Here is a 19,007-nt window from a genome sequence, read left to right on the forward strand (position 1 = left end):
TAAGAAAATTACGCTAGAACTAGGCAAAAGTTTTTGTATCTAGTTGTTCTAAATAAAAAATTTTTAACGACGTTATAGTGCAATTTAATTCGTTAAATTGATCAAAGATTTATGCAGGTTGGTATCACATACCAACTCCATTAAATTCTTGAATATAGCAGGAGTAAAAATAGCACTGCCTGTACGCTTTTACTTAATGGAATGGGTATCAAGGGAGCTTTAAATAATAAAGCACACCACGCAGTATCATAAACCTCATTAGACCAACAATAAAATGGAATATGTAACAAAGTATTTTGAATGCGGTGAGCTGCAAAAATAGCCCTACCAATAACAATATAGCGGGTGGCTAAGGCTAACTTTTATTCTTCCCGTGGAGCGCTAAACGCTCTAGTTTTTCTTTTAATGAAGGGGGGGCAGAAGCCGCTATCGCATTTAAGTAATTAGCGGTTTGCTCACTCATTTTACGTGAGTTGGTAACTGTAGGGCTGCCCGATTTATTAGCGGTACTTAATCGCTGAGTTGATTGAGGGTTTGCAGTTATTTTTATTTGCCCGAGCTCTGCCATTCCAGCTGCTCTAAAGTGTGAAAGCATATCCATTTTTAAATAATTAAGCCTAAGCGCGATAGGCGCAGACACAGCCTCTATCATTAGCGTGCCGTCTCGGTAATTACTAACTCGGCATTTATCACCCAATTTAGGGCCTAAAAAATCTTTTAATAAGGTTTGCTGTGTATCAAGTGCTTGGCTTTTGCCTGCATAAGCCGATAAACGATTATTTAACCCCGCCATAATATCGGTTAGCGGTTTTGGTGCATATCTATCTTTAGCCATTTTACACCTCGTAAAAACTCACTTAGACCCAGAGATAATACTCTGGGTCTAAGTATACACTGCATATTAATACTACGCGCCGGCTATTTGCATTTGCTCTATTAGTACTGAGCCTGTTTGAATACCACCACGGCGTTCTATATCACCACCAATGGCGGAAATACCTTTAAACATGTCTTTTAAATTACCAGCAATAGTAATTTCACTTACCGGATATTGAATTTCACCATTTTCAACCCAAAAACCTGCAGCACCACGAGAGTAGTCACCCGTTACGGTATTTACGCCCTGCCCCATTAGCTCTGTAACTAATAAGCCAGTACCCATGGTTTTTAATAGTGCAGTTAAATCGTTATGAGTTTGCTCAACGAGCCAGTTATGTATACCGCCAGCATGTCCTGTTGGCATCATGTTCATTTTACGCGCAGCATAACTTGCTAATAAATAAGTTTGTAACTCGCCGCCTTGAATTATTTCTCTATCGAATGTTTTAACACCTTCGCTATCAAACGGTGACGATGCCAACCCTTTTAAAATATGTGGGCGCTCAGCAATATTCACACAATTACTAAATACCTGAGTGCCTAAGCTATCAAGTAAAAAGCTTGATTTACGATAAAGCGCGCCACCACCAATTGCCGACACCAAGTGACCAAACAATGAATTTGCAATATCTGCTCTAAAAATAACAGGCACTTTCATTGTGCCTAACTTTTGGCTGTTTAATTTAGCTAAGGTTTCAGCTGCCGCTTCAAGACCCACTGCCGCAGCATCATTTAAACCAGCCTGATCGCGAGCAACTGTATAAGCAGAGTCGCGCTGCATGTGTTCGCCATCTTTACCTATTACCATAGTACTAATACTATGACGAGTGCGCGGAAAACCTGCAATTAAACCGTGGCTGTTACCATAAACACGTAATCCCTGATGCGATGAAAAACTCGCACCATCAGAGTTAACAATACGCTCGTCCGCATTTAATGCAGCTTGCTCAGCAGCATGACAAAGCTCAATGCCTTCCTCAGGACTTACATCCCAAGGATGATATAAATCTAAATCTTTAGGATTAAATTCAAGTAACTCTTTATCAGCAACGCCGTTAAATGGATCATCAGATGTAAATTTGGCTATATCAATCGCTTTTTCGACTACCGTGCGCAATGTTTTTGGATTTAAATCAGCCGTTGACGCCGAGCCTTTATTATTACCAACATATACACTAATGCCTAAGCCGCCGTCTTGGTTGAACTCAATGGTTTCTACTTCACCCATTCGTGTACTAACCGATAAACCAGACGTGCTAGACATCGCAGCTTCTGCAGCTGTAGCGCCTAATTTTTTAGCATGTTCGAGTACTTCTGCTACCGCATCTTTAACTTGCGATATTTGAGAATAAATTGGATCGTTTTGTTGGCTTTTCATAAATTAAGTCCTGAGCCTTAGAGGCATAATGCACGCATTTCTTATATTTAAATGCTAACACACTCAATGCATCACATCAGCTAATATTCCTAAGTATCATATTCATGTATAATGGCAAAAGTTATTTTTATTTAAGAGCACCCCATGGCAAAGAAAAAAGGCAAGCCTGCTGAAATTGAAGAAGAAATTGAATATGTATCAAGAACGGAGCTTAAACGCGAAGCGCAAGAGTTTCATCAGTTAGGTACTGAAATTGCCAAAATGGGTAAAAAACAGCGCGAACGCCTGCCATTAAATGACGATTTAAAAGAAGCGATGGTTGTTGCTGATAAAATAAGTAACAAAAGCGACGCGTATCGCCGCCACTTAAATTACATCGCTAAAACATTGCGTACTGTAGAAAACATTGATGATATTAAAGCGATTATCGATGTGATGCTTAATAAAAATAACCAAGCTGAAGTATTGGTCAAAAAAATTGAGCAATTACGTTCAGATTTAATTGAGCAAGGTGATGACCTTATCAATGAGACTATTGAGCAGTTTCCATCTCTTGATCGTCAACAAATGCGCCAATTGGTTCGAAATGCGGCAAAAGAAGCGAAAGCTGAAAAGCCGGGTAAAGGTTATAAAGAATTATTTCAATACCTTAAAGATGCTCATACTATTACGTATTAATTAGGTCGTATTAAGTTATATTTTATTAAAAAAGGTGCTTCGGCACCTTTTTTGTTATAGATCAAACCGCCTTCCTGAGTACTTTTTTATAATCCCTCCTAAATAAATACTTAGGTGTGCGTGATGATTAAACTTCCACAATGGGATGAAACCCTAATAAACAAATATAATGTGTCTGGTCCGCGTTATACCTCTTATCCCACGGCTTTATCACTGCGTGACGGATATCAGCAACAAGACCTACTAAGCGCTATAGAATCGTCAACAACTCGCTCTCTTTCTTTATATATTCACATCCCGTTTTGTAGTCAGCTTTGCTACTACTGTGGCTGTAATAAAATAATTACCCGTCATCAATCTAAGGCAGATACGTATCTCGACTTTTTAGCAAAAGAAATTACTGCCCAAGCGCCTTTATTTAAAAGCTACACGGTTGAGCAATTGCATTTAGGTGGCGGTACTCCCACCTTTTTAACCGCAAAACAAATGACCCGTTTAATTAAACTTTTAGAACAACACTTTAATTTTACACGCACAACAGAGCGCGGTATTGAAATAGACCCACGCTCACTTGCCGATAATATGCTTGTTGATTTAAGAATGCTTGGCTTTAACCGTGTCTCATTTGGGATTCAAGACTTTAACGACGACGTGCAACTTGCTGTTAATCGCCCGCAAAATGCAGATACCGTTAAGCAATTAATTACACAAGCTCGCGAGCTAGGATTTCAATCTATTAATGCAGATATGATTTACGGGCTACCTCTGCAAACGCCAGAGAGCTTTAAGAAAACTATAGAGCAACTTATTGAGTTAAGCCCTGACAGAGTATCAGTGTTTAACTACGCGCATTTACCAGAGCGCTTTGCTGCACAGCGTAAGATTAAAGATGCAGATTTACCCAGTGCTCATAATAAGCTCACCATGTTTAAAAATACGCTGGAGCAGATGACGCAAGCAGGCTATCAATTTATTGGTATGGACCATTTTGCAAAAACTGATAACGAACTAGCTGTTGCGCAAAATGTAGGCAAGTTACATCGTAACTTTCAAGGTTATACAACCCATGGAAATTGTGATTTATTAGGTTTAGGCGTGTCATCAATTTCACAAATTGGCACCGCCATTTTACAAAATCAAAAAGAATTAAAACATTATTACCACAACGTAGAAACACAAAGCGGTAGTGCTCTTAATAAAGGAATGCACTTAACACATGATGATGTAATTCGTGCTGATGCAATTAAACAGCTCATTTGCCAATTTGAATTAGATATACAAGACTTTAGTGAAAAACACGCGCTTATATTTAATGACTACTTTGAGGATGCATTAGTAGCGCTGGCGCCACTTATAAAAGATGAACTAGTCACTATAATTGATAATAAAATTAGCGTAACACCACGCGGGAACTTATTCATTCGTATTATTTGTATGTGCTTCGATGCTCACTTACAAAAACAAATTAACGCAACGCGCTTTTCAAGGGTGATTTAGCCTGAACTCTGGATAATAAATACATCGGCACAAAAAAAGCAGACCTAGGTCTGCTTTTTGTATTTAAGTTGTAGCTTTAATTAAAAACGACTTTATCGCTACCTTGAGCGGCTTTAAACTCGATAATAATTTTAGCGCAATCCGCTTTAACTTCATCTTTAAGTGTTTTTTCAGCTTGCCAGCGAGCCTTATCTAGCTTAAAAATCTCTTTTTTAGAGTATTTTTTACGTGCATCGTGCGTCGGCATTTCTTTAACTACCTGATACATTTTATAAATACCAGGATACTGCGTCGTTAAATCACGCTCGCTTTCAAAGGCATACTGAGACATAAGTACCCAAATACGTAAACAGCCTTCAGAAAACTCACACTGCTCTTCATTCATTGCACGTGCGATTAAATGAATACTATCGGCTAGTTTTGCGTTTCGCTTTAAACGCGACTTTTCAAGCTTTTGCTTTTGTTCAGCCTGCGTTTTAGCAATTAACTTTTTTTGCGCATTTAACTTATACAGCAACTGACCCGCATAAAATGCCAAACCAGCTATGATAGCAGCGCCTAAAAGTAAGGCTAAAATTACCGAGGTACTCATTATTTATCCTTACTATTTGTCGTCTTCATCTAACCATTCGTTGGCTAAATCATCAGATAAGTATTGATCGAAATCAGAATTACCTTGGCTTTCAAGGTCATCTTCAAACTCGTCTTCGTCCTCATCTTCAATACCAAGAATTTCACATAACGCCTGATGACGAGCAATGCGACTATTAAAGTACTTAGCATCTTTACCTGTTAGCATTTCACCTTTTTCATGACGCTCTACTAATTTAAGTAAACGTTCATCATTCTCAAGTGCTTCTAGCTCTTGTTCAGGTGTAAATTCAGGCTCGATTACTTTTTTCAGCTCAATAGTTGGCTTTAAGTTGCGTTTCATTTCAACTTTAGGCTCTGGCGCGGTTGCGATTAACGGCACAGGCTTTTTACTGCCTACACGCTTATCTTTAGGCGCGTGATTACTATTTTGGCTTTCGCTATCTAGTAAATCTGGCGCATTACGAGAACCGGGCTTTGCGCCTTTGGTTTTTTTAACTCGCTGCTCTTTTAATGCGCGCATTTCTTTAAGCTTATCTTGGCTTAAACGAACAGGTCCGTTTGCTGGGCTTTTGCGTGACTTTTTAGTTCTACTCATATCTTGATCATCTCACTTAAGAGGTTTTGAGCGAAGCGCAAATTAATGGGCATCGCAGTGCTGGCCTAGCCAGAAGAATTCAGTTTGCGCTATAGAGGTTGGGTTTCTCATTTAAAAGCGCCTTAGCTAATTAATCGCTAATTTTAAACGGTGGGTATTGTAACAGGACAAATAAAAAGGCGGTAGAGAAAACATCTCTACCGCCTGCTAATCTGAGCGCCATTATCTGGACACTTCTCCCTTCGACTTTTTTTAGTCTTTATTATTTTTATTATTATCAGTCCGTATTGTTATTATTTTTACGTTCCTTGTTACATTCCATTTTGTTTTTGTTATTAAACTTCCATGAGTTTTTTATTATTTTCGGTCATCCTAACACTTTTTTATTATTTCCTTTAGTAGCACTAATCTTGTGCTATGTAGTCATGCCGCGCCACTTTCCTTATAGCTTGTTTCCGTTTTGTTATTGTTCTTTTGCGACAGTGGTTAATTTACTCGTTAATGATTTTGTTACAACTGGTTTATATAACTTTTATTATACTTATTACATTTTAAAATCAAATAAACAATAAAATACAATAGGTTAATGATGAATAAAAAATAAAAAGAAGACTTTTCTCACACTCATGCATGGTCAATGTCTTACATTTAAACGGGTGATATCGTTAATTTTACACACAAAAAAAGCAGCCTGGGCTGCTTTTTGTAAAACATTGTAGTGTATTTATTATTAATTGCTAAATAAATACGACTTTAGTGTAAACCACCTAAGTACTGAGAAAGTACTTCAATATCTTTATCTGTTAATTTCTTCGCTATATCGCCCATCATGCCATTTAAGTCATTGTGACGAGTTCCATCACGGAATTTTTCAAGTTGAGACTTGATATATCCAGGATGCTGAAAAGAAATTTTTGGAAACTTAGCAAGTGATGAACCGTTACCACGTGGACCATGACATGCTGCACATGATGGAATCCCACGCTCCGCATCGCCTGCTTTAAAGAGCATTTCGCCAACTTCAACAACATCTTTAGGTGTAGCACCTTCAGTCATGTTCATTGAAGAAAAATAAGCAGCTAGATCTTTCATGTCTTGCTCGCTAAGTGGCATAGCCATAGCGCTCATTACTGGATCCATACGCCCTTCTTTGCCGCCTGACGTCATACCTAATTTTAAATCCTGAAGTTGCTTAAGGATATAATCTGGATGTTGACCTGCAATTTTAGGGTAAATATTAACCGGCGCATTACCGTCTGGGCCGTGACAAGCCGCACACGTTGCTGATTTTTCTTTACCTGCGTTTACATCGCCATCAAATGCTGTTGCGTTGCTTGCTGACAACGCACCAAGCAATATTGTTAAAGATAGTGCTATTTTTTTCATGGTGAATTCTCTGTTTCCGACCCTGTATCATCTACAATCGTGATGTTGTAATACATATATTCTACACGATAATAAATTCTCTGGCACGTTTTCTACACATATTAAGCTTATAATTTACAGGGTTTTGACTTAGATTAAGCTTTAACATGTTTTAAATGTACCATAGGTGCTGTTTTTAGGTGGTTAAATACGCTTTTTAATACATCCTTTATAGTATAAAATACGCGCCCTGAGTGAATTTGGTTTACTCAATGTTATTTTTTTAAGTTTTAGGAGAGCCTGTGCTCAAATCTCGTATCAAATATAATACTGCGTCTTTCGTAACAAGCGCTCCCGACATTACTAAATTACCTGCTGATACGGGAATTGAAGTTGCGTTTGCCGGTCGCTCCAATGCAGGTAAGTCGAGTGCATTAAATGCATTAACCGATCAGAAGCTAGCACGTACAAGTAAAACACCTGGACGTACTCAGCTAATCAATACATTCGATTTAGCGGATGTTGACGATATGCGCCTTATCGATTTACCAGGCTATGGCTTTGCTAAAGTACCAATCGAAATGAAAAAGAAATGGCAAAAGTCGTTAGGTGAATATCTGCAAAAGCGTCAAAGCTTAAAAGGTATTGTTATTTTAATGGATATTCGTCATCCATTAAAAGATTTAGACCGTGATTTAATTAACTGGGCAATTGGTAGTGAAATTCCAGTATTGGCACTATTAACTAAAGCCGACAAACTAAAGCAAGGCCCTCGTAAATCACAAGTACTGCAAGTTCGCCGTGAATTAAGCACGCTTGATGGCGATATTACAGTTCATGCGTTTTCATCATTAAAGGGCACCGGTTTACCAGAAGTAGCTAAAAAGCTAGATGAATGGTTTTTAGGTCCTGTTATTGCTTTACCACCTAGCGATGAAACAATCACAGACGAAACAAACCCAGAGGCTTAAACGCTGGCGTTACGATAAATAAAACTGCTTTCCTGCAGATTTAATAAAATAGCCGAGCTTATCAAACTCGGCTTTTTCAGCCCACTGATAAAATACACTGCGTGAAACTCGCGCACTACAACCATACGGTAGCTTTAAATAAGGCACCTTTGAACCATTGTAGTCTTTTATATGCAAGGGCTGCTGAGCGCTCACTAACCACTGCCTAGCTAAATTATCAATACAACACAACACTTGCCCTTGCGCTGTATTTTCAAAGCGCCAATCAACAATAATAAACGGCGCATCTTCAACCGTTATTGTTATTTTTTCGACAGGGGTTTTTAAATAAAATTGCTCACCTTCTTTACACAATACAGAAGCAAACAGCTTCACCATGGCTGGGCGTGTTATTTCGCTGCCATCGTAAAACCATTTCCCTTCATTATTAATAACAATTGGCAGCTCCCCACAATGGTTAGGCTGCCAACTATCAAAAGGCTTGCTTGGCTCGCTTAATCGCTTACTAAGCTCACTTAAAGAAATCACTGTTTTTTAAGTGTTATTGCAAATGTAACAGGCACAGCTGTTGCAATTGAAGGTAAACCCGCTAGCTCTTGCAGCTTTTTAACGCCTTCGGTTACACCAAAATCATCACTATTAATAATAATAGGTGTTAATGATGATACCGTTAAATCACCACTTTGCGTGCTGTTAACAAGTACATCAATTGCCAATGGTTTTTTATTACCATGAAAATCAAGCTCAGCTTTAATACCCTTCAATACATATTGACCAGGCTTTTTGATATTACTTAGCTCTTTAGTTAAATTTGCAGTTAAAACAGCATTGGGGAATTTAGCCGCTTCGAATAAAAATGTAGCTAAACGCTCATTACGAATAGGGATTAGAGTTTCGGCTGATGTTAAATCAACATTAACGCTAAACTCACCTTTATCAGAAAGCATACCTTCAAGGTTAGTAAAATGGTGAGCTTCAGCAATCGAATCTTTTTTAATTGAAACAAAGCTTAGTTGGCTTTTATCATTCACTAGCTGCCAATTAGCCTGAGCAACATTAGAAATAACTAAACTTGATAAAGAAAAACCTGCAATAGCTAATGCTTTAAACATAACGCACTCCTTAGTAATAAAATGAAAAGAATAAAAATGATAGCACTTCGATGGTATCACCTGCGATGTACCCAAACCACCTCGAAGTGACGAATGCACAATACAATTGGTATAGCGCAAAAAAGAATTAATTAGATAGGATTTTTAGGCGTAAAACAAAAAACGGCCCACCAAACAAGTTGGTAGGCCGGTATAGCAAACTGGGGAGAAGCTATCAATTTGTTGCACCCTTTCAGATGCATCATCAACAGGATGTCCTACAGGATAGGACAGGCGGGACTTTAACAAAAGCACGCATTAAAATACAATCATATTCCTGTAAAACAGCTCGAATTGACGAACATATAACTATTTAATACAAATAGTTGCTTAAATTAACCTTATTTTAACTAAAGCTTGCATATAGCTAATTAAATAGCTGTTATTCTCATTTTTATTAAACATAAAAAAAGCGCCAAAAGGCGCTTTAATTAAAATGCTCAAATTGCATTAATGGGCTTGTTCCCAGTTGTCACCTTCGTCGGCTTCAACAATAAGCGGCACATCAAGCGCTGCAGCTTGCGACATCAGCTCACAAATATGTTTTGTGTATTCAGGTGCGCAGTCTGTTTTAATTTCAAATACCAATTCATCGTGTACTTGCATTAGTAGCTTAATCGTATTTGGCGCCTGTTCGTGTACCCAGCGGTTAACGCTCAGCATTGCTTTTTTAATAATATCAGCAGCAGTACCTTGCATTGGTGCGTTTATAGCAGCACGTTCGGCTCCTTTTCTGCGCGCGCCATTACGTGCGTTTATTTCTGGTAAATGTAGGCGGCGACCAAATATTGTTTCAACGTAGCCATTTTCAGCTGCTTTTTCGCGTGTTGTTTCCATGTACTCTAATACACCAGGAAAACGCTCAAAGTATTTATCTATGTAATGCTGCGCTTCGTGGCGCGGCACATCTAGTTGACGTGCTAAACCAAATGCAGACATACCGTAAATTAAGCCAAAGTTTACTGCTTTCGCCTTGCGGCGCATATCGGTAGTTACATCATCAAGCTCTACACCAAATACTTCAGCGGCAGTTGCACTGTGTACATCTAAGCCGTTAGCAAATGCATTTAATAGACCTTTGTCTTGTGAAAGGTGCGCCATAATACGCAGCTCAATTTGGCTGTAATCGGCAGCGACAATTTTGTAACCATCTGCAGCTATAAACGCTTCACGAATTCGACGCCCTTCTTCTGAACGAATAGGAATATTTTGTAAATTAGGATCGGTTGAACTCAAGCGCCCCGTTGCTGTAATTGCCTGATGATATGACGTATGTACACGCTGGGTTTTCTCATTCACCATTAATGGTAATTTATCAGTATAAGTCGATTTAAGCTTTGATAAACCACGATGCTCTATAATTACTTTAGGTAGTGGATAATCATGAGCAAGCTCTTGCAATACTTCTTCTGCGGTAGAAGGTGCACCTTTAGGTGTTTTTTTGATAATAGGCAGGCCAAGCTTTTCAAACAACAATACTTGTAGTTGCTTAGGAGAGCTTAAATTAAATGGTTCGCCTGCTATTTCAAATGCTTCTTTTTCAAGCTCAATTAAACGCTCGCCTAATCGTTGGCTATGTGCTGCAAGCATATTGCTATCAATTGCAACACCGGTTCGTTCAATATCAGAAATCACACTAACAAGTGGCATTTCTATATCTTCGAATACAGATTTTAGCTTTTCATCAGCCGCTATTTTTGGCCAAAGCACTTCATGTAGGCGTAAAGTAATATCGGCATCTTCTGCAGCGTAAGGCGCAGCTTTTTCAAGTTCAATTTGGTTAAAGGTAAGTTGCTTTTTACCTTTGCCAGCAATATCTTCAAAGCTAATATTTTTATGACCTAGATATTTAAGTGCTAGCGAGTCCATATCGTGGCGTGTACCCACACTATTAAATACGTATGACTCAAGCATGGTGTCAAACTTAATACCATTTAGCGCAAAACCTGCATTCGCTAATACACTTTTGTCGTATTTAAGGTTTTGCCCTACTTTAGCTTTGTTTTCATCGGCCAAAATTGGACCTAGCTTTTGCATTACAAATTCCAGACTTAATTGCTCAGGCGCACCCGGGTAGTCATGCGCTAGAGGTAAATACACAGCTTCACCCGCTTTTACGGCAAAACTCATACCCACTAATTGCGCTTTCATGTAATCAAGGCTGGTAGTTTCTGTATCAAATGCAAATAACTCGGCACTATTTAATTGCTCTATTAACGTATCAAATTGCGCTTGCGTTAAAATAGTTTCGTAATGGGCATCTTCTACTTTTGGTAATTCAGTGGCTTCGGTAGGTACAGCTAGATGTGTTTCTGCATCTTTAGGGTTATCTAGTAACTCAGCTAACCAACGACGAAATTCACACTCACCATATAGTGCAATTAATTCGTCTTTATTTGGCTCTTGTAATTTGAACGTATCAAGATCTGATTCGACTTCAACATCGCACTTAATTGTTGCAAGCTCGTAGCTTAAAGGCAGATGATCGAGAGCTGCAGCTAACTTTTCACCTATTTTACCCTTAATCTCACTTGCGTGATCCATTACACCTTGCAACGAGCCATATTTCTCTAACCACTTAACGGCCGTTTTTGGACCACAGCCTTCAACACCTGGGATATTGTCGACCTTATCGCCCATTAGTGCCAAGTAATCGATAATAAGTTCGGGGCCTACACCAAACTTTTCCACTACGGTAACAGGATCTGAAATACTGTCGGTCATCGTGTTTATTAATGTAACGTGTTCATTTACAAGTTGCGCCATATCTTTATCACCAGTGGAGACAAGGACATGCCGTTTTTGCTCAGTTGCAATGCGTGCAAATGTGCCAATAACATCATCAGCTTCAACGCCTTCGATACTAATTAGCGGAAAACCCATCGCTTTGATAATGCTATGTATTGGTGCTATTTGCGTACGTAAGTCATCCGGCATCGGCGGGCGATTTGCCTTATATTCGCTATACATATCGTTACGGAACGTTTTGCCTTTAGCATCAAATATAACCACCATGTGTGAGGGATCATATTGTCTGATCAAGCTTTTAAGCATGTTGATCACGCCATAAATAGCGCCCGTAGCCTCACCTTTAGAATTAGTTAAATGCGGCGGAGAATGATAAGCACGAAATAAATATGACGAGCCATCAACTAAAATAAGTGGGTTTTCGGGGATCTGAGCCATGGTGAATTTGGATCCTAAATGCAAAAAATTAAGGTAATTATAAGCATGCCATAAGGTAGTAAATAAAACGACTGTGAATTACTGTTTATCGTGTTATTAAAACTAGAGCAAGCTGTGGATAAGTGTGTAGATAACAGCCACGAGCTATTCTTCCAAAGCATTATAAAATGCCTAGAAAATACTTTAACTGTATGTTTTAATTTAAAAAAGATAATACGAGGTTCTTTTTTTATTATTTTAAACCAATGTGGAAAAAGGTTTTCTAACGACTGCTTCTGTTGTTATTCACTTTGATTATTCGCGTCCATTTAAATAACCGGAGGAGTATTCTAGCACAATGGATCGAAGATCATAGCGATCCTTTATAATTTTTTTAAAGGCAAAGTGATCGCAAATGGCATAAACCGCAAAACGACTTGCACTGCGAATGATTTTTGTACTAAAAATTTATTTTCGCGAGAAATTTTGAGCATGTTAAACTTCATCCGATCGACTTATAAAAAAGACTTTAGGGGACAAAAGCATGAAAAACGTAGCAGTAATATTAGCAGGGTCTGGTGTGTACGATGGTAGTGAAATTAATGAAGCAATTTTAACTTTATTACATATAGCCAAAAATGGCGCAACGTATCAGTGTTTTGCACCAGATATTGAACAACTTCATACCATTAACCATTTAACAGGTGAAGTAATGCCTGATAAACGCAATGTATTAACAGAAGCTGCTCGCATTGCACGAGGTGACATTATATCGCTGATTGAACTAGACGTGACTCAGTTTGACGCATTAATTGTACCTGGCGGTTTCGGTGCTGCAAAAAACTTATGCGATTTTGCAATTAAAGGCGCAAAAGCAAATATCAATCAGGACGTCCTTAATGCTTGTAAATCATTTGCAAAAGCGAATAAGCCTGCAGGTTATATGTGTATTGCACCCGCATTGATCCCATTTATTTACGATAACGCCGCACTTACTATTGGTAATGATGTAGAGACAGCACAAGCGCTAAGTACATTAGGCGCTAAACATATAGATTGTGCGGTTGACGGTGTAGTTATCGATGAACCAAATAAGCTATTTACCACCCCTGCTTACATGTTGGCAGAATCGATTCTTGAAGCCGACGCAGGGATCGCAAAACTAGTTAGTAGCGTATTATCAATAAATTGATTTTGATCTTAGGATCTAAAAAGTTAATTGTATGACTCATTGCGCTTATTAAATTGCTTAACAAAAAACAGTAAATAATTAAATTTTATTGCGTTAACGCAAAAAGTAGTCAGTTTTATTAATAAAAACGGCTCTTAGCATTTTATAAATTGGCTCAGAGAGTTATAATCGGTTTAATTTCCGTCATCTTTAATCGTGATTGATCACGTTCAAATCGAAGTGAGCAAGGCAAAATGAAAAAATTAACAGCTGCAGCATTATTATTGCTAGCAACCACTGCATACGCACAGCCATATGATAACTCTATGACTGAAGATGCAATTAAAGCACGTCTCGCGCCGGTTGGTGCTGTATACCTTGAAGGCGATAAAGCTGCAGTTGCAGCGGCGCCTACCGGTCCTCGCTCTGGTGAGCAAGTATATCAAGGTGCATGTTTTGCATGTCACGGCACTGGTGCACTAGGCGCGCCTAAATCGGCTGACGATTGGGCTCCACGTATTGCTAAAGGTAAAGACACTTTACTTGAGCATGCACTAAATGGCTTTAATGCTATGCCTCCAAAAGGCACGTGTATGGATTGTTCTGATGATGAGATTAGCGCTGCTATCGACTTTATGACATCTAAATAAGCTCGATTGAAATATACAAAAAAGGTTTACTTCTGTAAGCCTTTTTTAATGCCTAAAATAGTGTGTCTAGCTACTGCTTTAGTAGGAATATCAACTTGACGATAAGCACTAAAAGTGAAAGTATAAGGCTAATAACTATACAATAAAAATAGCCGGTTAGATCATTGGAAGATAAACTATCAGTATCGAGTAAATTGGCGTATCAAAATAAACGCCTTAGAGCGCTTCTCGAAAAATACAAACAATCACATCACTTACAAAATGCCCTGATCCAATTATCAGAGCAGGCAAGTACTGTGGCCGAGCTAACCCTGCTATACCCCGCCATCCATGACATTTTACAAAAGTACGTACCTAGTAAAAGTTTTTATGTGGTGCTGCTAAATCAATACAGCCAATCACTAGAGCTTTCTTACTTTTCAGATGAAAAAGATGGTATTGCCGTCGCCCTTAACCAATCAAATAGCTTTGATGAAGGCGCCACGGGTTATGTATTTAAACAGGGTAAAACCACATGTTTTACCAAGCAGCAAATGCAAGATGCTGCAGCAGAAGGTTTATTTAAAGCATTAGGCACTCCTGCCGAACATTGGGTAGGCGTACCTGTTTACCAAGAACATAATATTATCGGTGTTTTAGCAGCGCAAAGTTACGATACAAAACAAGGCTATAGCTCACAGCAAATACAATTACTTGAGTTTATGTCGCTTTATTTGGCTACAGCAATAGAGCGTGTAAAAAAACGAGAGCTTCTTGAGTCAGAAGTTAAAATTCGCACCCGCGCACTCACTCAAAGTAACGATGCACTAAACCTTGAAATAGAGCAGCGTAAACGCGCACTTCAACGCCAACAAATTCTATTTAAAATATCTGAGATAGCAACACAAGCTAAAAACCTTGATGACGCTTATTTTAAGATACACGAAATAATAAAAACAATTACCTACGCAGAAAACTTATATATTGCGCTTTATGATAAAGAAACAGGGTGGATTAGTTTTCCTTATTGCGTAGATGAATTTAAAGAAAATACACAGCCAAGACGCTTTGCTAAAGGTTATAGCGAACTGGTAATAAGCACCGAAGAAACACAACTAATACACCCATGTAGAGCAAAAGAATTAATAGTAAGCGGTGTGGTACAACGTTCAGCACCTGTACCAAAAGAGCAAATGGCCACTAGCTGGTTAGGCGCTCCACTTAAAACAGCTCAAGGTGTTATCGGCCTTATTGTTTGCCAAGCCTACGATAACAAACATATTTTCAGCCGAGATGATTGCGAGTTAATTACCTTTGTATCGCATCAAATTGCAGCTGTTTTACAAACAAAGCTCGTCAATCAAGCAATTGCAAAAAGCCATCAAGAACTCGAATTTAGAGTAAACGAAAAAACCAAAGAATTGCGTCAAACTAATCTGCACTTACAAATGCAAATAGATGAGCGAAAAAAAATAGAGCAGCAGCTTTATCATGATGCACATCACGATTCACTTACGAGCTTGCCTAATCGTAGTCTATTTTTAACTCAGCTCGAAAAAACGCTACAACATTATCAACGTTTTCCTGAGCACCACTTTGCTGTTTTGTTTATCGATTTAGATAAATTTAAAGATATTAACGATCAGCTTGGCCACCATGCAGGCGATCAATTTTTAATTAACGTAAGTGAGTTATTTGCCCAATGTATACGCGAGCATGATTTACTAGCACGTTTAGGCGGGGATGAATTTGTTATTTTATTAACCCATTTAACTGAGCCTCAACAAGCAGAAGATGTTGCAAATCGTATTATAGATTTAATGAAAAAACCCTTTTATCTTAAAGGTGAGTCTTTACAAAGTGGCGCAAGTATAGGGATAACCTACTCAAAGAAAAGCTATACGCATACAGATGAAATTATTCGTGATGCCGATGCCGCCATGTATCACGCCAAAAACTCAGGAAAAAATCGTTACGAGTTATTTCATCCGCTATTAACGCAATCAATACCTGCGCAGACTCTAAAAGCACAACATCACCTTGATATATTACCTATGAGTTTTAGAAGCTCAGAAATAATTACGCTTGATGAGCAACAACAGTCTGAATCTTTATTTGAAGCATTTGGTGAACACCCAATACTTGGCTTTACTAGCTTTGATATTTTGAAAAAGTTTGCATCAGATAAAGAGCAGCATCTGCAAGTAGAGTTACAACTATTACAACGCGCCTATGCACAAGCAATTACTGCAAATGTAGCTATGGCATTGGTTCCTTGCTCTGGTTTGCTACTTGAGGAACACGAATTTGTTTTATTTACCGATACGCTAAATAAACAACAAGGACAAAGCCAACTCTGTTTATTGTTTGATGAACAAGAAATTCGCCACGCATGTGCAACGCAAATAAAAAACCTCAAAACGCTATCACAACTTGGTTATTCAATTGGTTTAAACAATTTTGCTAAAGACAGGTGCGAACTTAATTTACTAACCGATATTAATTTTGATTATTTACTACTTAGCTCGACCTTTAGTAAACGTGTTTTACAACAAGAAAGATACGATTTTCAGCTACAGGGCGTGCTTGCAATTACAAAGCTCAAAGCAATGAAGGTCATTGCTAAAGGCCCATCAATACTTAATTTTAGAGCTTTATTAGATAAACACGGTTTGGCATTTTTTGTAGGTAAACAACACGCTTTAGTATGCTCTGAGTTACCTGAAGTGCAAGCAACCCAGTCTTTATAAAGTTAGCCTGAGGTATTACTCAGGCTTTTTAAACATCGCTCGTAAGTTAGCGACTCTTGCTTGGCCTTTTTCCATGCGCTCTGCTTGGGTATTTGGCGCCTTTTTGTTTTCGAACGCAAGATCGTCCTGCGGTAACTCTTGTACAAATCGGCTTAATTCAGTTTGTGAAGTTTCACCAAATTGACGACGTATCTTTGCATAAGTAAGTGTTAACTCCTGCTGTGCGCGAGTAATACCAACATAAGCTAAGCGACGTTCTTCATCTACGTTGTCCTCATCAATACTTACCTGATGCGGAAGTAAACCCTCTTCCATACCCACCATAAATACGTACGGGTACTCTAAGCCCTTTGATGCATGTAGTGTTGATAAGTGCACTGCATCGGTTTCATCTTCTTCTTCGTTACGCTCAAGCATATCGCGAAGGGTTAGCTTGCTAACAACCTCGGCTAATGTCATTGGTTCGTTGTCGGCATCACCGGTCAACATATCTGTTATCCAACGATACAGCTCTGATACGTTTTTCATACGCATTTCAGCCGCTTTTGCACTCGGTGACGACTCGTACAAATATGCCTCGTAATTAATATTACGCACTAAGTCTTTAACAGCTTCGAGCGTATCACCGCGTACTGCGTTATCAGATAGCTCAACAACCCAGCGTGCAAATCCAGCAAGCGCATTAAAGCCACGCCCTTTTAGTCTGTAGCCTAAATCGTTATCAAAACAGGTAGCAAACAAGCTCGCGTGCTTTTCATTAGCAAGCGTACCAAGCTTTTCAAGGGTAACCGTGCCTATTTCGCGTCGCGGTGTATTTACGATACGTAAAAACGCATTGTCATCATCTTGATTAACTAATAGGCGTAAGTACGCCATAATATCTTTAATTTCTGAGCGAGCGAAAAACGACATACCGCCACTAATTTTATAAGGGATACGGTTACTCATTAGTGATTTTTCAAAGCCACGTGCTTGATGATTACCACGATATAAAATCGCGTAATCTTTATAGCTGGTTCGCTTCATAAACTTATGTGAAATTATTTCAGCAACCACACGCTCAGATTCATGCTCTTCATCGCGGCACCCTATTACTTTAATCGGCTCTCCATAACCTAGTTCACTAAATAACTTTTTCTCTATGTCATGTGGGTTATTGGCAATTAAAATGTTAGCTGCTTTTAGTATTCGCCCTGCACTTCGATAGTTTTGTTCAAGCTTTATAAGTCTAAGCCCTGGGTAGTCTTTACCTAATAACACTAAGTTTTGCGGGCGAGCACCACGCCATGAGTAAATTGATTGATCGTCATCACCTACCACAGTAAAACGGGCACGCTCGCCTACTAGCAATTTAACAAGTTGATATTGGCTTGTATTGGTATCTTGATACTCATCCACCAGCAAGTATTTAAAGCGTTGCTGCCAGCGCTCACGAGATGTGGCGTTATTAGTAAGTAACAAAGTAGGGATCATAATTAAATCATCAAAATCCAGTGCGTTATAAGCACGCAGTTGATTTTGATAGCGCCCATATAACTGCGCGAACAATGCCTTTTGCGCATCACGCGCTTCGCGTATTGCTTGCTCTGGCAGTACTAATTCGTTTTTCCAACTACCAATTTCCATTTTAAGTAGTTTGAGTAAGTCCTTGTCTTTTTTGAGCTCGTCTTCGGTAAGCTCACTAAGAAGCTGATTGGTATCTTGATCATCAAATAACGAAAAGCCGGGTTTAAACCCTAATGTACTCAACTCTTTTTTTATTATTTCTAAACCGAGTGTATGAAACGTTGATACCCATAAACCTTTAGCGTCTTGCTTACCGAGCGTTTGCAGTACTCGCTCACGCATTTCTTTGGCTGCTTTATTGGTAAAAGTAACAGCGGCTATATTTCGTGCTTTGTACTCACATTTTTTCACTAAATAAGCGATTTTATTCGTAATAACACGGGTTTTACCAGAGCCTGCGCCCGCGAGTACTAAGCAGGGACCACTAATATATTTTACGGCTTCATCTTGTTTAGGATTGAGTTTCATAACGACCAAAGAAATTTAAAAGACGCGCAATTTTAACGTAACCATTACAGCGAGCATAGCAATTGCCTTAATTAATTAAGGTAAAGATGATCATGTGTTAAATACCGTGGGTATAAGGTAATATTAGTTATTATCATTTAGGCAATGCCG

The 19,007-nt window shown here is 38.7% G+C and carries 15 protein-coding genes; 6 read left to right on the plus strand and 9 right to left on the minus strand.

What is annotated here, in order from left to right; all coding sequences use genetic code 11:
• Positions 1–355: 355 nt before the first annotated feature.
• Together H5161_RS18295 and pmbA are read right to left on the minus strand one after the other, a co-directional pair.
• The gene (locus H5161_RS18295) at positions 356–835 is read right to left on the minus strand and encodes a DUF721 domain-containing protein (RefSeq protein ID WP_182769823.1); all 480 of its coding nucleotides are present in this window, start codon (positions 833–835) and stop codon (positions 356–358) included.
• Between the two features lie 72 nt (positions 836–907).
• Complete coding sequence (pmbA, locus tag H5161_RS18300; RefSeq protein ID WP_165723708.1) at positions 908–2,257, minus strand: metalloprotease PmbA; 1,350 nt, start codon at positions 2,255–2,257, stop codon at positions 908–910.
• Between the two features lie 144 nt (positions 2,258–2,401).
• On the opposite strand from pmbA, the gene yjgA reads away from it, so the two are divergent.
• Entirely contained in the window at positions 2,402–2,935 is a 534-nt protein-coding gene (gene yjgA / locus H5161_RS18305) for a ribosome biogenesis factor YjgA (protein WP_002959930.1), read from the plus strand.
• 123 nt (positions 2,936–3,058) lie between these two features.
• Positions 3,059–4,432, plus strand: a complete 1,374-nt coding sequence (gene hemN, locus H5161_RS18310) for an oxygen-independent coproporphyrinogen III oxidase (protein WP_182738439.1) — start codon at positions 3,059–3,061, stop codon at positions 4,430–4,432.
• A 76-nt stretch (positions 4,433–4,508) separates the two neighbouring features.
• Here the strand turns inward: hemN and H5161_RS18315 are convergent, their stop codons facing one another.
• From H5161_RS18315 to H5161_RS18325, 3 genes are all read right to left on the minus strand, one after another.
• Positions 4,509–5,024, minus strand: coding sequence for a DUF2489 domain-containing protein (locus tag H5161_RS18315; RefSeq protein WP_182769824.1), 516 nt, complete (start codon positions 5,022–5,024; stop codon positions 4,509–4,511).
• Between the two features lie 12 nt (positions 5,025–5,036).
• Positions 5,037–5,621, minus strand: a complete 585-nt coding sequence (gene yihI / locus H5161_RS18320; protein WP_002959924.1) for a Der GTPase-activating protein YihI — start codon at positions 5,619–5,621, stop codon at positions 5,037–5,039.
• A 753-nt stretch (positions 5,622–6,374) separates the two neighbouring features.
• Positions 6,375–7,007, minus strand: a complete 633-nt coding sequence (locus tag H5161_RS18325) for a cytochrome c (protein ID WP_024596955.1) — start codon at positions 7,005–7,007, stop codon at positions 6,375–6,377.
• Between the two features lie 281 nt (positions 7,008–7,288).
• Between H5161_RS18325 and yihA the strand changes: the two genes are divergently transcribed.
• Positions 7,289–7,957, plus strand: coding sequence for a ribosome biogenesis GTP-binding protein YihA/YsxC (yihA, locus tag H5161_RS18330; protein ID WP_182769825.1), 669 nt, complete (start codon positions 7,289–7,291; stop codon positions 7,955–7,957).
• A 9-nt stretch (positions 7,958–7,966) separates the two neighbouring features.
• Here the strand turns inward: yihA and H5161_RS18335 are convergent, their stop codons facing one another.
• The 3 genes from H5161_RS18335 to polA all read right to left on the minus strand — a co-directional run bounded on the left by H5161_RS18335 (position 7,967) and on the right by polA (position 12,294).
• Positions 7,967–8,485 carry a DUF1285 domain-containing protein gene (locus tag H5161_RS18335; protein WP_182769826.1) on the minus strand — a complete coding sequence of 173 codons (519 nt, stop codon included), beginning with the start codon at positions 8,483–8,485 and terminating at the stop codon, positions 7,967–7,969.
• Positions 8,482–9,069: a YceI family protein gene (locus H5161_RS18340; protein ID WP_024605301.1), complete on the minus strand. Its 588-nt coding sequence runs from the start codon at positions 9,067–9,069 to the stop codon at positions 8,482–8,484. The genes H5161_RS18335 and H5161_RS18340 overlap by 4 nt, the downstream gene beginning before the upstream one ends.
• Before the next feature lie 489 nt (positions 9,070–9,558).
• Positions 9,559–12,294 (minus strand): DNA polymerase I, encoded by a 2,736-nt coding sequence (gene polA / locus H5161_RS18345; protein ID WP_138488411.1) that lies wholly within the window; start codon positions 12,292–12,294, stop codon positions 9,559–9,561.
• Between the two features lie 523 nt (positions 12,295–12,817).
• Here polA and elbB point away from each other — a divergent pair.
• The 3 genes from elbB to H5161_RS18360 all read left to right on the plus strand — a co-directional run bounded on the left by elbB (position 12,818) and on the right by H5161_RS18360 (position 16,823).
• Positions 12,818–13,465 carry an isoprenoid biosynthesis glyoxalase ElbB gene (gene elbB / locus H5161_RS18350; RefSeq protein WP_182769827.1) on the plus strand — a complete coding sequence of 216 codons (648 nt, stop codon included), beginning with the start codon at positions 12,818–12,820 and terminating at the stop codon, positions 13,463–13,465.
• A 233-nt stretch (positions 13,466–13,698) separates the two neighbouring features.
• Positions 13,699–14,094, plus strand: coding sequence for a cytochrome c5 family protein (locus H5161_RS18355; RefSeq protein WP_002959908.1), 396 nt, complete (start codon positions 13,699–13,701; stop codon positions 14,092–14,094).
• Positions 14,095–14,258: 164 nt separating this feature from the next.
• The gene (locus H5161_RS18360) at positions 14,259–16,823 is read left to right on the plus strand and encodes a diguanylate cyclase domain-containing protein (RefSeq protein ID WP_182724151.1); all 2,565 of its coding nucleotides are present in this window, start codon (positions 14,259–14,261) and stop codon (positions 16,821–16,823) included.
• A 15-nt stretch (positions 16,824–16,838) separates the two neighbouring features.
• On the opposite strand, the gene rep is transcribed toward H5161_RS18360, so the two are convergent.
• Positions 16,839–18,857 carry a DNA helicase Rep gene (gene rep / locus H5161_RS18365; RefSeq protein WP_182693720.1) on the minus strand — a complete coding sequence of 673 codons (2,019 nt, stop codon included), beginning with the start codon at positions 18,855–18,857 and terminating at the stop codon, positions 16,839–16,841.
• Between the last annotated feature and the right edge of the window lie 150 nt (positions 18,858–19,007).

This window comes from Pseudoalteromonas sp. SG43-5, assembly GCF_014164345.1.
In the GTDB taxonomy this organism is placed as follows: Bacteria; Pseudomonadota; Gammaproteobacteria; order Enterobacterales; family Alteromonadaceae; genus Pseudoalteromonas; species Pseudoalteromonas distincta.

Coding starts and splice junctions, on each gene's coding strand:
- yjgA (WP_002959930.1), top strand. CDS start 2,402: ATGGCAAAGAAAAAAGGCAAGCCTGCTGAAATTGAAGAAGAAATTGAA.
- H5161_RS18355 (WP_002959908.1), top strand. CDS start 13,699: ATGAAAAAATTAACAGCTGCAGCATTATTATTGCTAGCAACCACTGCA.
- H5161_RS18295 (WP_182769823.1), bottom strand. CDS start 835: ATGGCTAAAGATAGATATGCACCAAAACCGCTAACCGATATTATGGCG.
- yihI (WP_002959924.1), bottom strand. CDS start 5,621: ATGAGTAGAACTAAAAAGTCACGCAAAAGCCCAGCAAACGGACCTGTT.
- pmbA (WP_165723708.1), bottom strand. CDS start 2,257: ATGAAAAGCCAACAAAACGATCCAATTTATTCTCAAATATCGCAAGTT.
- H5161_RS18340 (WP_024605301.1), bottom strand. CDS start 9,069: ATGTTTAAAGCATTAGCTATTGCAGGTTTTTCTTTATCAAGTTTAGTT.
- H5161_RS18315 (WP_182769824.1), bottom strand. CDS start 5,024: ATGAGTACCTCGGTAATTTTAGCCTTACTTTTAGGCGCTGCTATCATA.
- polA (WP_138488411.1), bottom strand. CDS start 12,294: ATGGCTCAGATCCCCGAAAACCCACTTATTTTAGTTGATGGCTCGTCA.
- hemN (WP_182738439.1), top strand. CDS start 3,059: ATGATTAAACTTCCACAATGGGATGAAACCCTAATAAACAAATATAAT.
- H5161_RS18325 (WP_024596955.1), bottom strand. CDS start 7,007: ATGAAAAAAATAGCACTATCTTTAACAATATTGCTTGGTGCGTTGTCA.
- elbB (WP_182769827.1), top strand. CDS start 12,818: ATGAAAAACGTAGCAGTAATATTAGCAGGGTCTGGTGTGTACGATGGT.
- rep (WP_182693720.1), bottom strand. CDS start 18,857: ATGAAACTCAATCCTAAACAAGATGAAGCCGTAAAATATATTAGTGGT.